The sequence below is a fragment of the Brucella sp. BE17 genome (genome assembly GCF_039545455.1).
In the GTDB taxonomy this organism is placed as follows: Bacteria; Pseudomonadota; Alphaproteobacteria; order Rhizobiales; family Rhizobiaceae; genus Brucella.
In genome coordinates this window covers 273,866-288,712 of record NZ_CP154467.1, presented here as the reverse complement: position 1 = coordinate 288,712, position 14,847 = coordinate 273,866, and the positions used below count along the sequence as shown (strand labels likewise).

Below are 14,847 nucleotides of genomic sequence, written 5' to 3'. Positions count from 1 at the left end.
GAGTCTTTCCTTGTCAGACAATAGTTCGATTTATGAAATTCACGACGAACGCTTCCGGCAGATGATCGTGCCAAGCGCCGATCTCGACGAGCTTTACAACGATTGCCGCTGGGCAGAGGGGCCAGTGTGGTTCGGCGATCTGAATTGCCTGCTTTGGAGCGATATACCCAACCAGCGTATTCTGCGCTGGGTACCGGATGGCGGCGTTTCCACCTTTCGGCAACCTTCCAATTTTGCCAATGGCAACACCCGTGACCGCGAAGGGCGGCTGGTTTCCTGTGAACATGGCGGACGTCGTGTCACCCGAACGGAGCTGGATGGCAGTATCACCGTGCTTGCAGACAGCTATCAGGGCAAAAAGCTCAATGCGCCCAATGATGTCATCGTGCGCTCTGATGGCACCGTTTGGTTTACCGACCCGACATATGGAATCATGGCTGATTATGAAGGCTACAAGGCCGACCCCGAGCAGCCAGCCCGAAACGTATACCGTCTTGATCCGAAAAGCGGTGAGCTCATAGCGGTTATCACCGATTTTGAGCAACCAAACGGGCTTGCCTTTTCACCGGATGAAACCAGACTGTTCGTTGCGGACAGTGCCTATAGCCACGACAGGACCGCACCTCGTCATATCCGCGTTTTTGATGTCGTTGACGATGGCAAGCGCCTCACTGGCGGCGAAGTTTTCTGCACGATCGACAACGGATTGCCGGATGGTTTTCGCTTGGATACCGATGGCAACCTGTGGAGCAGCGCTGAAGACGGCGTGCATTGCTTTTCATCGCGGGGCGATCTGCTTGGCAAGATCAAGACGCCACAAACCGTCGCAAATCTCACCTTTGGCGGACCACGCCGTAACAGGCTTTTCATTGCGGCCACCAAGTCACTCTATGCGGTTTATCTCACGGTCACAGGCGCGCAATATCCATGAGGATGGGAGCCATCACGTCAATCCCGTAAAATCTCGCGCATGATTGGGGTCACATAATCAACGAAAGCACACGCCGCCGTGCTAAGCGCCGGGCGAGACACAAAGACCAGATGTACAGGCATCGGCGCTTGCGTATAATCGTCCAGAATGGTCTGCAGACGACCATCCGACAGTTGCTGTTGTACCTGATAGGAAATGGGATGCAGTACGCCCAGGCCGCGGACTGCTGCGTCGACAGCCGAGCCGGCGCTGTTTAAAGAAAGTCGGCAATTCACCCGGACTGCACGCGTTGTACGCCGGGTTTCGCGTTCGCAATATTGCCACAACTCTTGTTGGCCCTGCTCATTCAACCCGATACAGACGTGGTCTGCCAACTCACTGGGATGTTTCGGCTGTCCATGGGCTAAGAGATAAGGCGGTGCCGCACAAAAAATCTTGCGGACATCACCCAGCCTGACGGCGGTCAGAGACGAATCCGGCAGGTGCGCAAGCCGGATCGCGATATCGACCCCCTCGCCGATCATATCCACCACGCGGTTTTGCAACAAAAGCCGAATGCGGACCCCTGAATGCTGCATAAGAAAGTTTTCGATCAACGGCAGCACATGCATCCGGCCGAATAATTCGGGTGCGGTGACGACAAGTGTTCCACCGATGCCTCTGCCAGTAGCTGTACCCTCCACCTGAGCAAGTTCGTCAAGTATGCGCCGATAACTTGCAGCATGGCGGTGCCCAGCCTCGGTCACGCTCAGGTGACGGGTCGAGCGTTCAATCAGCCGCTCTGCTGCGGTATCTTCGAGTTGCGCCACTGCGCGCGTTACCGACGCGGGTGAGCAGCCGATCTTGCGCGCTGCCCCTGCAAAGGAACCTGTATCCAACACGGCCATAAAGATCGAGATTGCATCAAGCCGGTCCATCATTGTTCCTGATTTTGAAACCAATACTTTCAGATTACAGCAATTATTTCGAAAATGGAAATTCGTTATACTCCGATGACATCCCAAAGGAGCTTTGTATGACCCTGCATTACAAATATCAAACGGTCGGCGCGGTTGATGTCTTTTACCGCGAGGCCGGCCCCACTGACGCCCCCGTCCTGCTTTTACTTCACGGCTTTCCCACTGCGAGCCATATGTACCGCGACCTGATCCCTCTTCTTGCAGATCGCTTCCGGGTGATTGCGCCGGACCTGCCCGGTTTCGGCCAGACAAAAGCTCCCTCTCGTGAGGCTTTCACCTATTCTTTTGATGTTCTCGCAGACGTGATTGAAGGTTTTACTGAAGCGCTTAGCATCAAAAGCTACGCGCTTTACGTCTTTGATTATGGCGCGCCGGTTGGCCTGCGCCTTGCCACTCGGCACCCTGAGCGTATTACGGCGATTATCTCGCAAAACGGCAATGCCTATCTGGATGGGTTTAGCGATCAATGGGATGCATGGCAGAATTATTGGCGCGACCCCAGTCTTGAAAATCGCGAAGCCTGCCGCCCATCGCTGTCAGCGGACACGATCCGCAACTGGCAATATGGCACAGGCGTATCGCCAGAGTGCCTGTCACCGGACGGGTACGAACTCGACATTGCCTATATGGCTCGTCCCGGCGCAGAGGAAATTCAGCTTGACCTCATCGGCGACTATAAGAGTAACGTCGCGCTTTACCCAGCGTTTCAGGCATATTTCCGCAAATACCAGCCACCGCTTCTGGCCACATGGGGGCGGCACGATCCAGCCTTCATCCCAGCGGGTGCCGAAGCCTACAGACGGGATCTGCCAGATGCCGAAATACACCTGCTGGATACTGGTCACTTCGCGCTGGAAACCCATGCCGTTGAGATCGCAGATCTGATCCACGATTTTCTGTCTCGCAAGCTCGACTGAACGATAGACATTCAAGGCTGGCTCCAGATACGAGCCAGCCTTCGGGTGGAAATGGAGATCACCGTGCTCACGCGGTTGCACCAGACTGCATATCAGCATCAACAAGACGCCCTAAAATCCTCATCGGTCACTTCCTCTTCCCAGCTCGTCTTGCCCATCGAAACGGCAGCAGGAACACAGGTACGAAGATCAACAGAAAGAGCCTTTGACATATATCTGCCGACCTCCATCGGCAGATAGTTCGAATCAGAAATAAACTGATTTGCAAAACCATTCCGATTCATTGTGATAGAGAAACGCTCTAATGATCCTGGCATTTTAGCTTTCAAGCAAAAACGGAATACGTGCCTGAGATGCCCAGAAAGTTCGTTTAAGCTCAACAGTCAACATATGGTCGACCTTGTCTTTGGGAAAATCGACAAGGTTTTCCTTCTCAGGCAGAAACAGCATCTCCTCGAGAGAGACTGTGTCGAAATCAAGAACACTGACACCGCAATTCTCTCTTGCAAGTGTAATCGCTCGCCCGATGGCATTTGCCCCCCATCACAATGGCTTATCTCTTTGTGTGGCCCGAAATTTTCTCCCTTTCTGCTTTTAGCAGCGGTCGAAATTCATGTTCCTATTATATCCATCAACAACCGTTGACCGCCGACAAACAGACAACTGAGTTTAGGAAACTCTCTGGCATTATTGATGTAAAAATACGTTAGGATAATATCTATTTTCGTGTTTCGGAGGGAGTATCGAACGAAAAACGCGGCACCGCACATTGAGCGATACCGCGTCTAAATTCTTCCCACTTAAATGCTAAACCAATCTGGCTACGACATCTCGTAATGACGATTGCCAGTGCGGCGCAGACCAGTTGAAGACTTTCTGGAATTTCGCAGTCGACAGACGTGAGTTGGCAGGACGTTTCGCCTTGGTTGGATAGTCGGCTGTTGCAATATCAGCAACAGTCGCGGTCGGCCCGCCAAGCGGAGCGCTTTCATCGAAGATGGCGCGTGCAAAACCGCTCCAGTTCACATCGCCCGTACCGACCAAGTGATAAACACCATAGTCAGAAAATGCTGCCTTCGCCGCCAGATGGTCTCCCACCTGGATAATTGCATCAGCGATATCGAGCGCACTGGTAGGGTTGCCCTTTTGGTCGGAAACGGCCGAGAGAGCATCGCGCGTCTCCGCAAGCTTCAACATCGTCTTAACGAAATTCTTTCCAAAGGGACTATAGACCCAAGCCGTCCGCAAGATAATATGCTGTGGATTAGCTTGCGCAACCAGACGTTCACCTTCAAGCTTGGAACGACCATAAACACTGCGAGGTCCGGTGACGTCTGTTTCAACATACGGTTCGTCAGCGTCACCCGCAAAAACATAATCCGTCGACAAGTGGATCACAGGAGCACCACAGATCCGTGCTGCTTGGGCAACAGTGTGCGCGCCAGTTGCATTCACCGCGAAGGCCAGCTCAGGTTCATCCTCAGCCTGATCCACCGCCGTGAAGGCGGCAGCGGAGACGACCAGGTCGGGCTTGAGCGCTTCAATGGCACTGCGCACGGTTTCCGGCTTTGTTAAATCCAGTTCCGGGCGGCCTAGCGCGGTCACTTGCAGGTCAGCACGTTGAGATGCTGTCTCAATAAGGCTCTGGACAACCTGCCCTTCTCGTCCAGTGACGACGATTTTCATACCTTGGCCTCTTCGGAAGTCGCGCTGCCCAGGCGTTCGCCAGCATAGCTACCGCTGCGGATAGGCTCCCACCACCATGCATTATCGAGATACCATTGAATGGTTTTTTCCAAGCCGCTCTCGAAGGTCTCCTGTGGCTTCCAGCCCAATTCGCGCTCGATCTTTGAAGCATCAATCGCATAACGACGGTCGTGACCGGGACGATCTGTCACGAAAGTTATTAGATCAGCATAGCTCTTGCCATTTGCGCGAGACCGTTTCTTATCGAGAATGACGCAGATCGTTTCTACCACATTCAGGTTGGTGCGTTCTGCACGCCCGCCGATATTGTAACTTTCACCCAGCTTACCACTCGTCGCAACCAGCGCCAGAGCACGCGCATGATCTTCGACATAAAGCCAATCGCGCACATTCGCCCCTGCCCCATAAACGGGCAACGGCTTTTCATCGAGCGCGTTGAGAATAACAAGCGGGATCAGTTTTTCAGGGAAATGGAACGGCCCATAATTGTTTGAGCAATTGGACAGCACGACCGGCAGGCCGTAGGTTTCATGCCAGGCGCGCACCAGATGATCAGAGGCCGCTTTCGAGGCCGAATAAGGCGAAGATGGCTGATACGGCGTTTCTTCCGTAAAAATACCGCTATCGAATGGCAGATCGCCAAACACTTCATCGGTTGAAATATGGTGAAAGCGGAAGGCCGATTTGCGTGGCTCCGGCAGCTCGCGCCAATAAGCGAGTGCCGCATTGAGCAGACGGAATGTACCGACAATATTCGTTTCGATGAATGCGCCAGGACCATCGATGGAACGGTCGACGTGACTTTCGGCTGCCAGATGCATCACAATATCGATCTCGTTTGCGCGCAAGGCTTCCAAAACGCCAGTGTCATCGCAGATATCAGCCTGAAGAAAACTGTAATTCGAATGGTTTTCAATCTGACGGAGCGACGCCAGATTTCCCGCATAGGTCAGCTTGTCGAGATTGACGACATTGATCTTGGGATCAGAAGCCAGATGGCGGCAGACGGCGGAACCGATGAAGCCCGCACCGCCAGTGATGAGAATATTCATAACATTTCCTCAGGCAAAAACTTCGGCGTCGGCAAGCAGCGGGGCTTTTTTATCCTTATCGGACAATTGCACACCAGTTGCTGGAATAGGCCAGTCAATGCCGATTGCAGGATCGTCAAATCGGATCGAGCGGTCATGCTCCGGCGAATAATAATCGGTCACCTTGTAGATGACTTCCGTATCTTCGCTCAGCGTTACGAAGCCGTGTGCAAAGCCTTTTGGCACCAGAATCTGGTTCCATTTCTGAGCTGAAACTTCCAGAGACACCCATTTGCGGAATGTGGGAGAGCTTTTGCGGATATCGACGGCGACATCCAGAATGGCTCCGCGAATGACCCGGACCAGCTTGTCCTGCGCCCGGTTGGGCAACTGATAATGCAACCCGCGTATGACGCCCTTTGCGGCCGAATAGGAATGGTTGTCCTGCACAAAAGTCAGTTCGATACCAGCGTCAGCCAGCGCCTTTTGATTGTAGGTTTCGGAGAAAAAGCCGCGATCATCCCCAAATTTGCGCGGTGTTATCTCGAAAACACCGTCGAGTTCCAGAGAATGCAATTTCATTTTGCTCGCTCGATTTCTTCGACGCGGCGTTTCAAATAGGCAGCATAGTCTGTTTGCCCCAGTTTTCTTACACGTTCCAGAACAGAATCAGCGCTAATCCAGCCCTTTTCAAAGCCGATTTCCTCCGGGCAGGCAATTTTGATCCCCTGCCGTTTTTCAATTGTGCGCACAAAGGACGAGGCATCCTGCAAGCTGTCATGCGTCCCCGTATCAAGCCAGGCATAGCCGCGCCCAAGTTGCCGGACGCTCAATTCTCCGCGCTCCAGATAGGCATTGTTTATAGCCGTGATCTCAAGTTCTCCCCGCGCCGACGGCTTGAGTGAAGAGGCAAGATCAACAACCTGATTATCGTAAAAATAGAGACCCGTGACCGCCCATGATGACTTGGGACTTTCCGGCTTTTCCTCAATCGAGATTGCCTTTCCACCGTCATGATCAAACTCTACCACGCCATAGCGCTGCGGATCATCGACACGGTAGGCAAAGACAGCACCGCCCTTTGTAATCTGGGCTGCACTTTGGCAAAGATGCGACAGACCATCGCCAAAATAAATATTATCGCCCAAAATCATCGCGACATTATCATTACCGATAAATTCACGACCGATAATAAAAGCCTCTGCCAGACCGTTGGGCTGCGCCTGTTCTGCAAACGAGAAATTGAGCCCGAACGCATACCCGTCACCGAGCAACTTCTCAAAGAGCGGCAGATCATGCGGCGTGGAAATGATGAGAATGTCACGGATCCCCGCGAGCATCAGCACGCTTAGTGGGTAATAGATCATGGGCTTGTCGTAGATGGGCAAAAGCTGCTTTGAGACAGCCATGGTCAATGGATAAAGGCGCGTCCCGCTACCGCCCGCGAGTATGATGCCTTTCATACGACCTCCGTATCCAGTAAGCTCTACCCGCCCTGATGCCCCATCTTGTCAACGCATGGTCACTTTCACTCTTTGAAAACAGAAACCACTGACTCGACAAAACTTTGCTGACTATACCGCGAAGCAATCAGGTCCCGCCCTACGTCAGACGCTTCGTAAAACTGTTCAACGGTCATGCGAGAGATATAATCTACGATCTCATCTTCTGTATTAAAGATCATTGATGACGGATAAATATATTCACAGCCGTCCCAGCGCAGAATAACCCCCTGCCCACCTCCAGAGAAACCGTCAAGTACAGCAAGATGAAAGCTTTCAAAGCCTGGAAAATCACCAGATAGGCTTGTAGAGAGAACAAATCCAACCCTTTGCTGCGTAAGTGCGTCAGGCATTTTACAATGCCCCATATATTTTACACTGCCTGTTAGATCGTTTTCTACAATGAAAGATTGACATCCATTATAGAATTCCATTTCTTTTTTATCGCGCGTGATCCAGCTAAAATGCTCTGGTCCATGACCGAAAATATCCAAAGAGTATCGGCTATCCAGTTTTCGCAGTGCCGCCAATATTCTAAGCATGCTATCAAGCCCTTTACGGCTCGGCACTATTCCGACTGCCCCAAGCTTAAATAAACGCACACTGTCAATCTCGCTATCTCTTCTTCCCAAACATGAATAGTTTGATAGTAGGCGAACCTTTTTTCTTGGTATATTTTGGAAACGTTGAAGTAACCTTTCAAAAAACAATACGGAAACTGCAGTTATTATATCTACATTCTTGATATCAATTAGATCTCCATAGTTCCTTTCCAACTCCATCCTGTGCATGCGTATCATCAATTTCTGGCCTTCTCGAATATTTTTCGAGTACCATACCGCATTCCCAAGTAGCCATTCGCACCAAATGTAATCAGCCCACTGCAACAACTTCCTACTCTGCTGTTCATCATGAACATCATGGCCTTTCCACCCGTCAAATTTTATATTGAAATAAGCTTCAAGTGCAGGAATACTTGGCAAAATAAACTTCAAATCATATCCGGCTATTAGCAATCTCGGTTTACATGCTTGAATGAACAGATCATAATTCCCAGCAAAAATAGCATTTATTAATTCTATATGATGAGGTTCAAACCTATGAACATCAATATACCCTCGCACAGTCTGCATAAAATCCGAGAATTTTTCGAAATGACCGTGATCGATGTCAGCCTTGCCATGAAAGATCAGCGCCTGAAACACAGCTGTTAATCCTACATGAAGCCGAATTTCATAGTAGCTTATATCGACCTTTCTTAGAAGGCTTTCAGCTTCTGTCCAGACACAAAGGTGGTTCATGAGTTCGCGCTGCCCATATTGTTGTGTACTTGAGGCCTGCCGAGATGCGCGCTTGTTGTATATAAAAGTTGGATGATCGATATATTCAATATGTTTAGAAGAAGATAGGACAGCAATAAGGAACAAGGTATCTTCCCCCATCCTTATATCTTCACGCCACATTATGTTATTTTCAATAATAACAGACCGCTTTACCAGAGAAACGACTGTCGTGCTTTGAGAAGATATCATCAATTTTATCTTTGATGATTTAGATAAATCTTCATTCCAGTTTGCTATAGTATTTAAAGACCGCAGGCTTTCACCACCATCATCGACCATAAGGTAGCCACGAACGATGCATGCATTTCTTGAGACGGCATAACTATAATGCTCGCGTAATGTTTCTGGAAAAATCACATCATCACAATCCAGATATAATAAATACTCGCCTTTAGCTTGCATCGACCCGAAATTCCTGGGTCTTGAAGGTGATCCGCTATTGGCTTCTAGTCGGTAAACCGACCAGTTTCGCCGCTCCATACATACACTTTGAAGATAGTCAAAAGTTCCATCAGATGAAAAATCATCGACAAAAATTACTTCAAACTCTTCTTCGGGAAAATCTATTGAACACAACGAGCTAATGCATGTTTCGATTTTTCCACGGGCATTGTAGCAGGGGACAACGATAGATATTTTCACAAGAAACCTTAAACGTAGAAGACCGAATTCCAGCGATCTGGGATTTTTTGCCCCATCAGCGAGGCAAAGCCAGATGCCGATGATAGGAGTGGCTTATTGTTATCAAGAAGAACCTCCCTATAGGCTTCTTGATCCGGATCGTAGCTGATGTATCTGTTATCAGCATAAACAAGATGCAACAGCGCGTTTTTTACCCATTCCAAAGGTGGGAAGTTGCGCATTGGTACAAAAAGCATGTTTCTGGTGCTTAATATTCTCTCTAGCGGAGCTTGATAAGTTTCCAGATAGTGTTCTGAGACAACCTCATGGCCATATCGGTTAAAGTCACGATAATAATCTGCCACAGATATATTAGCCATTTCTTTCGACAGAAGTAGCAGAAGCTTTGCATCGGCAAATGCAGCCTCAAACTTGGAGAAATAATCTAATGCCTGACGAGCCTCGTCACGGTTATTTATACGGACCACCAATGTCGTGGACTGGTCGTTTTTTCGATAACGGAAGCCGATAGAGTCGAGTATAAACTCCCAGCGTTTTTCATAGGTGTGCCTTTCAAGAACATTTTGAAGGGCTCGAGCGCGGATCGCGTCGACCTCTTGAACAGACAAGGATTTCAAACGGGACGGATCGCGATCCACGAACACGACATCGTCCCGCAGCATGTGGTCGACACCAATTGAGTAGTTAGACAAGACGAGTGTGTTGCTGGACATCAATTCGAAAATTCGACGTGCGAACATCGTCTCAGAGTCTGTGACTGTATTGAAATTTAAACCGAAAATGCTCGATTTGTAGACCTCGTCCAGCTCTTTATGGCTCACAGGTGGAAGAAGATAGGGGCGAAACCTGTCCGGGAAAATGTGATTAGGGTCATCGGTTCCATAGTGTCTATCAAATATTTTCAGCGCATAACCATCATCCAGGAACCGGCCTAACACCTGTTCCATCAGTTTTGAGCGTTCCTTGTGAATCGCGTACCAGCTACCGGCGAAGACTATGTCTTTTGTCCGCCCATCTTCAGGCTCAATAGGATTGAAAAGCCTTGGCTGGGTGGCGAAAGGCAAAGCAAATACACTCTTGCACCCATACTCCTGCTTATATCGCTCTACGCATTCTGCTGCAGATGTAAAAACAAAGTCAAAAAGTTGAGCCGATTTGATGAAATCATGAACCTTATCATCAAAATGTGTCGGGTCTTCCTTATTCCAAAAGACTGTTGGAATACCTTTTGACTTACAATATTCGATTATGCTCAGAAGCGCTTCACGATTTTCCTTCTTAAAGTTTACGCTCGCATAAATTTGACCTTTCCAAGAGCGTTGCTTGGAGTCAGGGCCAGACCAGGCAGATTCGCAAAAAAATATATCTGGCTTCTCCGCTTCGAACCGCTCCCTCCAATTATCGGGGTCCACAGGAACAGCGTTAAATTCACATGCAAAACTGCCAAATGAGAACTCATCAAGTATCGTTGCAACTTTAATTTCAGATGCGAAAGGCAACGACGCTGCCTTGGACGAAGATTGTCGAGTATCGACTTGGCCAATATTAGAACCGTTCCGCGCCCTCCACCAGTTCAAAGCCTTTCTCGCAGGTCTCTCCAAAGCGGGTCGAGCCTTGACCTCGCGAATAAGCCGGTCCTTGGCCTTATTCCCAAGAGACCGTTTAGATTGGCTTTTCTGTACAGATAAACGCCTGGAAACGCCTCTAGCCGCAAGTGCCATAACAGCAAAAGGTAGCCTCAAGAAGCCTGAGAGAGATGTACCCGCCTCAATAATTCTTTTAGATAGAAGATAGGGCGTGGTGTCTTCATATGCTGTGAATACTGCCAACTGTTTTTTCAGGTTATTAATTTCAGCTCGTTGCATCGCCTCGGATTTTATTAGGCCGCCTTTTAATTCCGCGACATTTTCATTAGCAACGAGGAGCTTACTATTGCTGTCCTCTAAATTAGCAGCAAGTGCGTCCACCTGTTCTTCCAGAGCTTTTCCTTTAGCCAGCGCCTCATTTTGAGCCCTGTAAGCAGAGCGTAGTTGCTCTCTTAATCTGTATTCCTGAAAGACCTCTTTCTGTATGAGTCTTTCGACCTGTTCATTAAGCGAGAGCGAAACTCTAGGACGGAAACAATGAGTGGGGGTAGCATTAAATCCTTCCCAGTATCCATATCCAAGCTCTGCAAGGTAGTTGGAAATCTGGCGGTAGTTCGCCTCTGTGGCACTCTCTATGTAGAGGATTGGTTGATCTCGCAAGATCAGATTTCGCCCACCTTGCAGCACATCAAGTTCCATGCCCTCGACGTCGATTTTTATCATTTTGACTGGCGCAGGAATCTCTTGATCGTCAAGGCGCGCAACTTCGAGTTCACCCTCTCCAAGCTGTAATTTTTGTGCACCCAGATTGTCCGGAAGGTCTTTCTCAAAATGTGCACGACCAGAAACCCGACCCAAACCAAAGTTGAATACAGATACTGTATTCTCAAATCCGCTCAATTCAACACTTCGACGTATAGCATCGGCTAAATGACGGTTTGGCTCGAAAGAAAAAACCCTGGCTTGTCCAACACCTGCGAGGTAAAGTGTATGGTTACCTACATTCGCGCCGACATCTAGGACGATGTCTTCTTCCTGCAAATAGGAACACATGCTAACAAGCATATCTTTTTCGTAAGGAGTCTTTTTCTCAAATATATACTTTTGGATATAATCATCTTCTCTATTGGGCAGATAGATACGGTATGACAACCCGCCTTCGGTGAGGCGAACAACATCTTCAGATTTGAAATTCTTTTGCCTATCCATATGTCAGCCCCTTAAAATATAAAGATACATGAAAACTCAGATAGACACGTTAGCTTACATTGTCAGCACCCTGTAAATTGGATAGATCGGCCTTTAGGGTCTGACCATTAGTCTCCAGAGGACCATTCATCGATATCACAGAAGGCTTTGACGCGGCCCGCCTGCAATTCCAGAACCTTGTTGCAAGCACGCTTGATCAACGAATGATTATGGCTTGCCAGCACAATTATACCCGCTTTTTCCGCCATACTATCCATGCGCAGTCTGGCTTTTTCCTGAAAAGCCGGATCACCAGCACCAATCCATTCATCCATCAATAGAATTTCGGGTTCGAAACTCGTGGCTATTGAAAAGGCCAAACGTGCTGCCATACCCTGACTATAAGACTTTAGCGGCATATCTATGAAGTCACCCAGTTCACTGAACTCGATGATTGGTTGCATACGCTCTGCGATCTGCTGGCGTGACCAGCCATTGATCAATCCGCGCAGTTCAATGTTGCGTCGTCCCGTTGCTCCGGCGCGAAAACCAAGATTGATATTGAAAAGGGCGTCAATTTTTCCGTCGATGGACAGGCTTCCACCAGAGGGTTCATAGATACCATATAAAACTTTCAACAAAGTCGTTTTGCCTGCGCCATTGGAGCCGATCAGTCCAAGCCGGTCGCCTGCCTTCAGATCAAAACTGACACCATCGAGTGCCTTTACTTCGCTGCGGCGCCCCGACCTGACGATAGTACCGCCTGGTCCCGACGTCAGAGCTTTTTCCTGACGTTTTGCCAGTGAAAGAGGCTGAACCAGCCGATAAGACAAGCGAAGATTATCTGCGTGAATTGATACCATTATAGAACGAACACAACTTTCTTGCGATAGAGACCCATTAATAGCAAGGCCGCAAGCCACATCACAACACCGACCAAGAAGCAAAAAAAGAGGGCCTTTAAAGGCATAGTACCGTTCACAATCGGGATTCTCACCATTTCCAGAAAATAGGTGAAAGGATTATACCAGTAAAACACGTGTCGGGCCCCATGGCTGCCATTATAAGTCCAGAACACTGGCGTTAGAAACATGCCTACTCGCATGGCGTTGGACACGAGATAATGGCTGTCTGGAAAATAGGCCCCGACAAAAGCAAAAACCGTTATCACAGCCGGTGCAGCGAGAACAGCAACCAAGATGCCGATTACACTCCAGAACCAGACAGCGGAAGGATATACGCCTGTAAGAAGCAGCACCCCGAGACACCCGAGCAAAGCATAACTGTTTCGGATGAGCGACTGCATCGTCAGACGGAAAACATAGGTCGACAGAGGCAGTGGCGTTCCTTTGATGAAGCTTTCCTCGCGGGAGAAAAGAGAAACGCCCTGCGTTATAACTTCAAGAATAAAAAACCACACAAGAAGGCCTACCGAAATGTACGCAAGATAATAGTCATCTCCCGCTCCGGCCCGCATGACAAAACCAAAAGTTCCTATAAATGTCAGGTAATTGAGGAGAAGCCACAAAGGCCCTAACATAGTGTTTTTATGACTATCGTCTATGTCTTCTTTCGCGAACGCCAGCCAAAGACGCCGTGATTTCCATCCCCTATAAAAATCATCTATTCCTATACGAAACACATTGCCCATATCGTAGCCTTAATTAACGCCAGTTTTCAGACTTCAAAACTTTAAATTCACTAACGCCTTCATGAAATCTTTTGCGTGAAAGCTGCTACCAACATCTAAGGCCTATCGTTAAGCTTTCTTCGTATCCCACAAGCCACGAGTATCAATTACGATCTGACGGTCGGTATGAGGCGTGTTACCCGTTCTAAAAACAGCATGGTCGACAAGCAGCACACAGATATCAGCTGTTTTCAAGGCTTCATCAGCCGTCACCAAAAACGCGTTTTCCAGTTTGGGCGGCAGCTTGTCAATATGCGGTTCCACCACCAGCAATCGAATATCGTCCCTGCCCGCAATCTGACGAGAGATACCCAACGCGGGGCTTTCACGAAGGTCATCAATGTTGGGCTTAAAAGCCAGGCCAAAGCATGCCACCTTCGGAGTCTTTCCGGGGTTGGAATTTTTCCAGTCGCAGACAGCAGCATCGACTTTATCGACAACCCAGCGCGGCTTGGAATCATTCACCTCGCGGGCCTGGCGCACAAGCTTTGCCTGCTCAGGCGCGGAAGCGACGATGAACCAGGGATCGACGGCAATACAATGTCCACCAACACCCGGGCCCGGCTGCAAAATATTAACCCGAGGATGCCTGTTGGCCAAGCGTATCAGCTCCCATACATCGATACCCATTTTGTCACAAATCAGCGACAGTTCGTTCGCGAAAGCGATATTAACATCTCTAAAGCTGTTCTCCGTCAGCTTCGCCATTTCAGCTGTGCGGCTATCGGTGACGATGCACTCTCCTTCGACAAACAGACGATAAAGATCAACAGCGCGCTGTGCACAAAGTGGCGTCATGCCACCTACCACTCGGTCATTGGATACCAATTCCTTCAAAACCTGACCGGGCAATACTCGTTCGGGGCAGTGGGCCACCCGAATATCCGAGCTCTCGCCTGCATCTTGCGGGAAGCTTAGATCCGGGCGAGCCTCTGCCAGCCAGGCCGCCAGTTGTTCCGTAGCCCCGACAGGCGAAGTCGATTCCAGGATAACCAGATCGCCAGCTTTCAAAACCGGGGCAATCATAAGTGCTGCTGACTGAATATAACTTAGATCGGGTTCGGGCGTTTCTCCGGCTGCCATGGTCTTGAACGGAGTGGGGACAGCCACCACAAATGCGTCGGATGTTTGTGGCGTCAAGGTTGCGCGCAGGCGACCAATCTTGACTACATCTTGTACTACCTGATCGAGATCAGGCTCTACAATATGCACTTTCCCTGCATTGATTGTCTCAACCACATGGGATGCAACATCAACCCCAATGACAGTCTGCCCTCGGCTTGCCATGACGGCAGCTGTCGGCAGACCAATATACCCTAGTCCCACTACGCAAACGGCCTTGAATGTCATC

The 14,847-nt window shown here is 49.3% G+C and carries 12 protein-coding genes; 2 read left to right on the top strand and 10 right to left on the bottom strand.

Features of this window, described 5'->3' with window-relative positions; genetic code table 11:
• Positions 1 to 61: 61 nt before the first annotated feature.
• Entirely contained in the window at positions 62 to 931 is an 870-nt protein-coding gene (locus AAIB41_RS01380) for an SMP-30/gluconolactonase/LRE family protein (protein ID WP_343314768.1), read from the top strand.
• Positions 932 to 948: 17 nt separating this feature from the next.
• Here AAIB41_RS01380 and AAIB41_RS01375 read toward each other — a convergent pair whose 3' ends face one another.
• Positions 949 to 1,851: a LysR family transcriptional regulator gene (locus AAIB41_RS01375; RefSeq protein WP_343313835.1), complete on the bottom strand. Its 903-nt coding sequence runs from the start codon at positions 1,849 to 1,851 to the stop codon at positions 949 to 951.
• Positions 1,852 to 1,946: 95 nt separating this feature from the next.
• Here AAIB41_RS01375 and AAIB41_RS01370 point away from each other — a divergent pair, with 95 nt between their 5' ends.
• On the top strand, positions 1,947 to 2,807 hold the full coding sequence (locus tag AAIB41_RS01370; RefSeq protein ID WP_343313834.1) for an alpha/beta hydrolase: 861 nt from the start codon (positions 1,947 to 1,949) through the stop codon (positions 2,805 to 2,807).
• Between the two features lie 807 nt (positions 2,808 to 3,614).
• Here AAIB41_RS01370 and rfbD read toward each other — a convergent pair.
• From rfbD to wecC, 9 genes are all read right to left on the bottom strand, one after another.
• Positions 3,615 to 4,493, bottom strand: a complete 879-nt coding sequence (rfbD, locus tag AAIB41_RS01365; RefSeq protein ID WP_343313833.1) for a dTDP-4-dehydrorhamnose reductase — start codon at positions 4,491 to 4,493, stop codon at positions 3,615 to 3,617.
• Positions 4,490 to 5,566, bottom strand: coding sequence for a dTDP-glucose 4,6-dehydratase (gene rfbB, locus AAIB41_RS01360; RefSeq protein ID WP_343313832.1), 1,077 nt, complete (start codon positions 5,564 to 5,566; stop codon positions 4,490 to 4,492). The genes rfbD and rfbB overlap by 4 nt, the downstream gene beginning before the upstream one ends.
• A 9-nt stretch (positions 5,567 to 5,575) precedes the next feature.
• Complete coding sequence (gene rfbC / locus AAIB41_RS01355; RefSeq protein WP_343313831.1) at positions 5,576 to 6,127, bottom strand: dTDP-4-dehydrorhamnose 3,5-epimerase; 552 nt, start codon at positions 6,125 to 6,127, stop codon at positions 5,576 to 5,578.
• Complete coding sequence (rfbA, locus tag AAIB41_RS01350; protein ID WP_343313830.1) at positions 6,124 to 7,008, bottom strand: glucose-1-phosphate thymidylyltransferase RfbA; 885 nt, start codon at positions 7,006 to 7,008, stop codon at positions 6,124 to 6,126. The genes rfbC and rfbA overlap by 4 nt, the downstream gene beginning before the upstream one ends.
• A gap of 65 nt (positions 7,009 to 7,073) precedes the next feature.
• On the bottom strand, positions 7,074 to 9,032 hold the full coding sequence (locus AAIB41_RS01345; protein WP_343313829.1) for a glycosyltransferase: 1,959 nt from the start codon (positions 9,030 to 9,032) through the stop codon (positions 7,074 to 7,076).
• 8 nt (positions 9,033 to 9,040) lie between these two features.
• On the bottom strand, positions 9,041 to 11,827 hold the full coding sequence (locus AAIB41_RS01340) for an FkbM family methyltransferase (protein WP_343313828.1): 2,787 nt from the start codon (positions 11,825 to 11,827) through the stop codon (positions 9,041 to 9,043).
• A 107-nt stretch (positions 11,828 to 11,934) separates the two neighbouring features.
• Positions 11,935 to 12,639 carry an ABC transporter ATP-binding protein gene (locus tag AAIB41_RS01335; RefSeq protein WP_343313827.1) on the bottom strand — a complete coding sequence of 235 codons (705 nt, stop codon included), beginning with the start codon at positions 12,637 to 12,639 and terminating at the stop codon, positions 11,935 to 11,937.
• Between the two features lie 29 nt (positions 12,640 to 12,668).
• Positions 12,669 to 13,457, bottom strand: a complete 789-nt coding sequence (locus AAIB41_RS01330; RefSeq protein WP_343313826.1) for an ABC transporter permease — start codon at positions 13,455 to 13,457, stop codon at positions 12,669 to 12,671.
• A gap of 108 nt (positions 13,458 to 13,565) precedes the next feature.
• The gene (gene wecC, locus AAIB41_RS01325; RefSeq protein ID WP_343313825.1) at positions 13,566 to 14,846 is read right to left on the bottom strand and encodes a UDP-N-acetyl-D-mannosamine dehydrogenase; all 1,281 of its coding nucleotides are present in this window, start codon (positions 14,844 to 14,846) and stop codon (positions 13,566 to 13,568) included.
• Position 14,847 lies beyond the last annotated feature (1 nt).

What these genes read in the sequence shown, in the direction of transcription:
- rfbB (WP_343313832.1), bottom strand. Translation starts at nt 5,566, where the DNA reads ATGAATATTCTCATCACTGGCGGTGCGGGCTTCATCGGTTCCGCCGTC.
- wecC (WP_343313825.1), bottom strand. Translation starts at nt 14,846, where the DNA reads ATGACATTCAAGGCCGTTTGCGTAGTGGGACTAGGGTATATTGGTCTG.
- AAIB41_RS01380 (WP_343314768.1), top strand. Translation starts at nt 62, where the DNA reads ATGATCGTGCCAAGCGCCGATCTCGACGAGCTTTACAACGATTGCCGC.
- AAIB41_RS01375 (WP_343313835.1), bottom strand. Translation starts at nt 1,851, where the DNA reads ATGATGGACCGGCTTGATGCAATCTCGATCTTTATGGCCGTGTTGGAT.
- AAIB41_RS01340 (WP_343313828.1), bottom strand. Translation starts at nt 11,827, where the DNA reads ATGGATAGGCAAAAGAATTTCAAATCTGAAGATGTTGTTCGCCTCACC.
- AAIB41_RS01330 (WP_343313826.1), bottom strand. Translation starts at nt 13,457, where the DNA reads ATGGGCAATGTGTTTCGTATAGGAATAGATGATTTTTATAGGGGATGG.
- AAIB41_RS01370 (WP_343313834.1), top strand. Translation starts at nt 1,947, where the DNA reads ATGACCCTGCATTACAAATATCAAACGGTCGGCGCGGTTGATGTCTTT.
- rfbC (WP_343313831.1), bottom strand. Translation starts at nt 6,127, where the DNA reads ATGAAATTGCATTCTCTGGAACTCGACGGTGTTTTCGAGATAACACCG.
- rfbA (WP_343313830.1), bottom strand. Translation starts at nt 7,008, where the DNA reads ATGAAAGGCATCATACTCGCGGGCGGTAGCGGGACGCGCCTTTATCCA.
- rfbD (WP_343313833.1), bottom strand. Translation starts at nt 4,493, where the DNA reads ATGAAAATCGTCGTCACTGGACGAGAAGGGCAGGTTGTCCAGAGCCTT.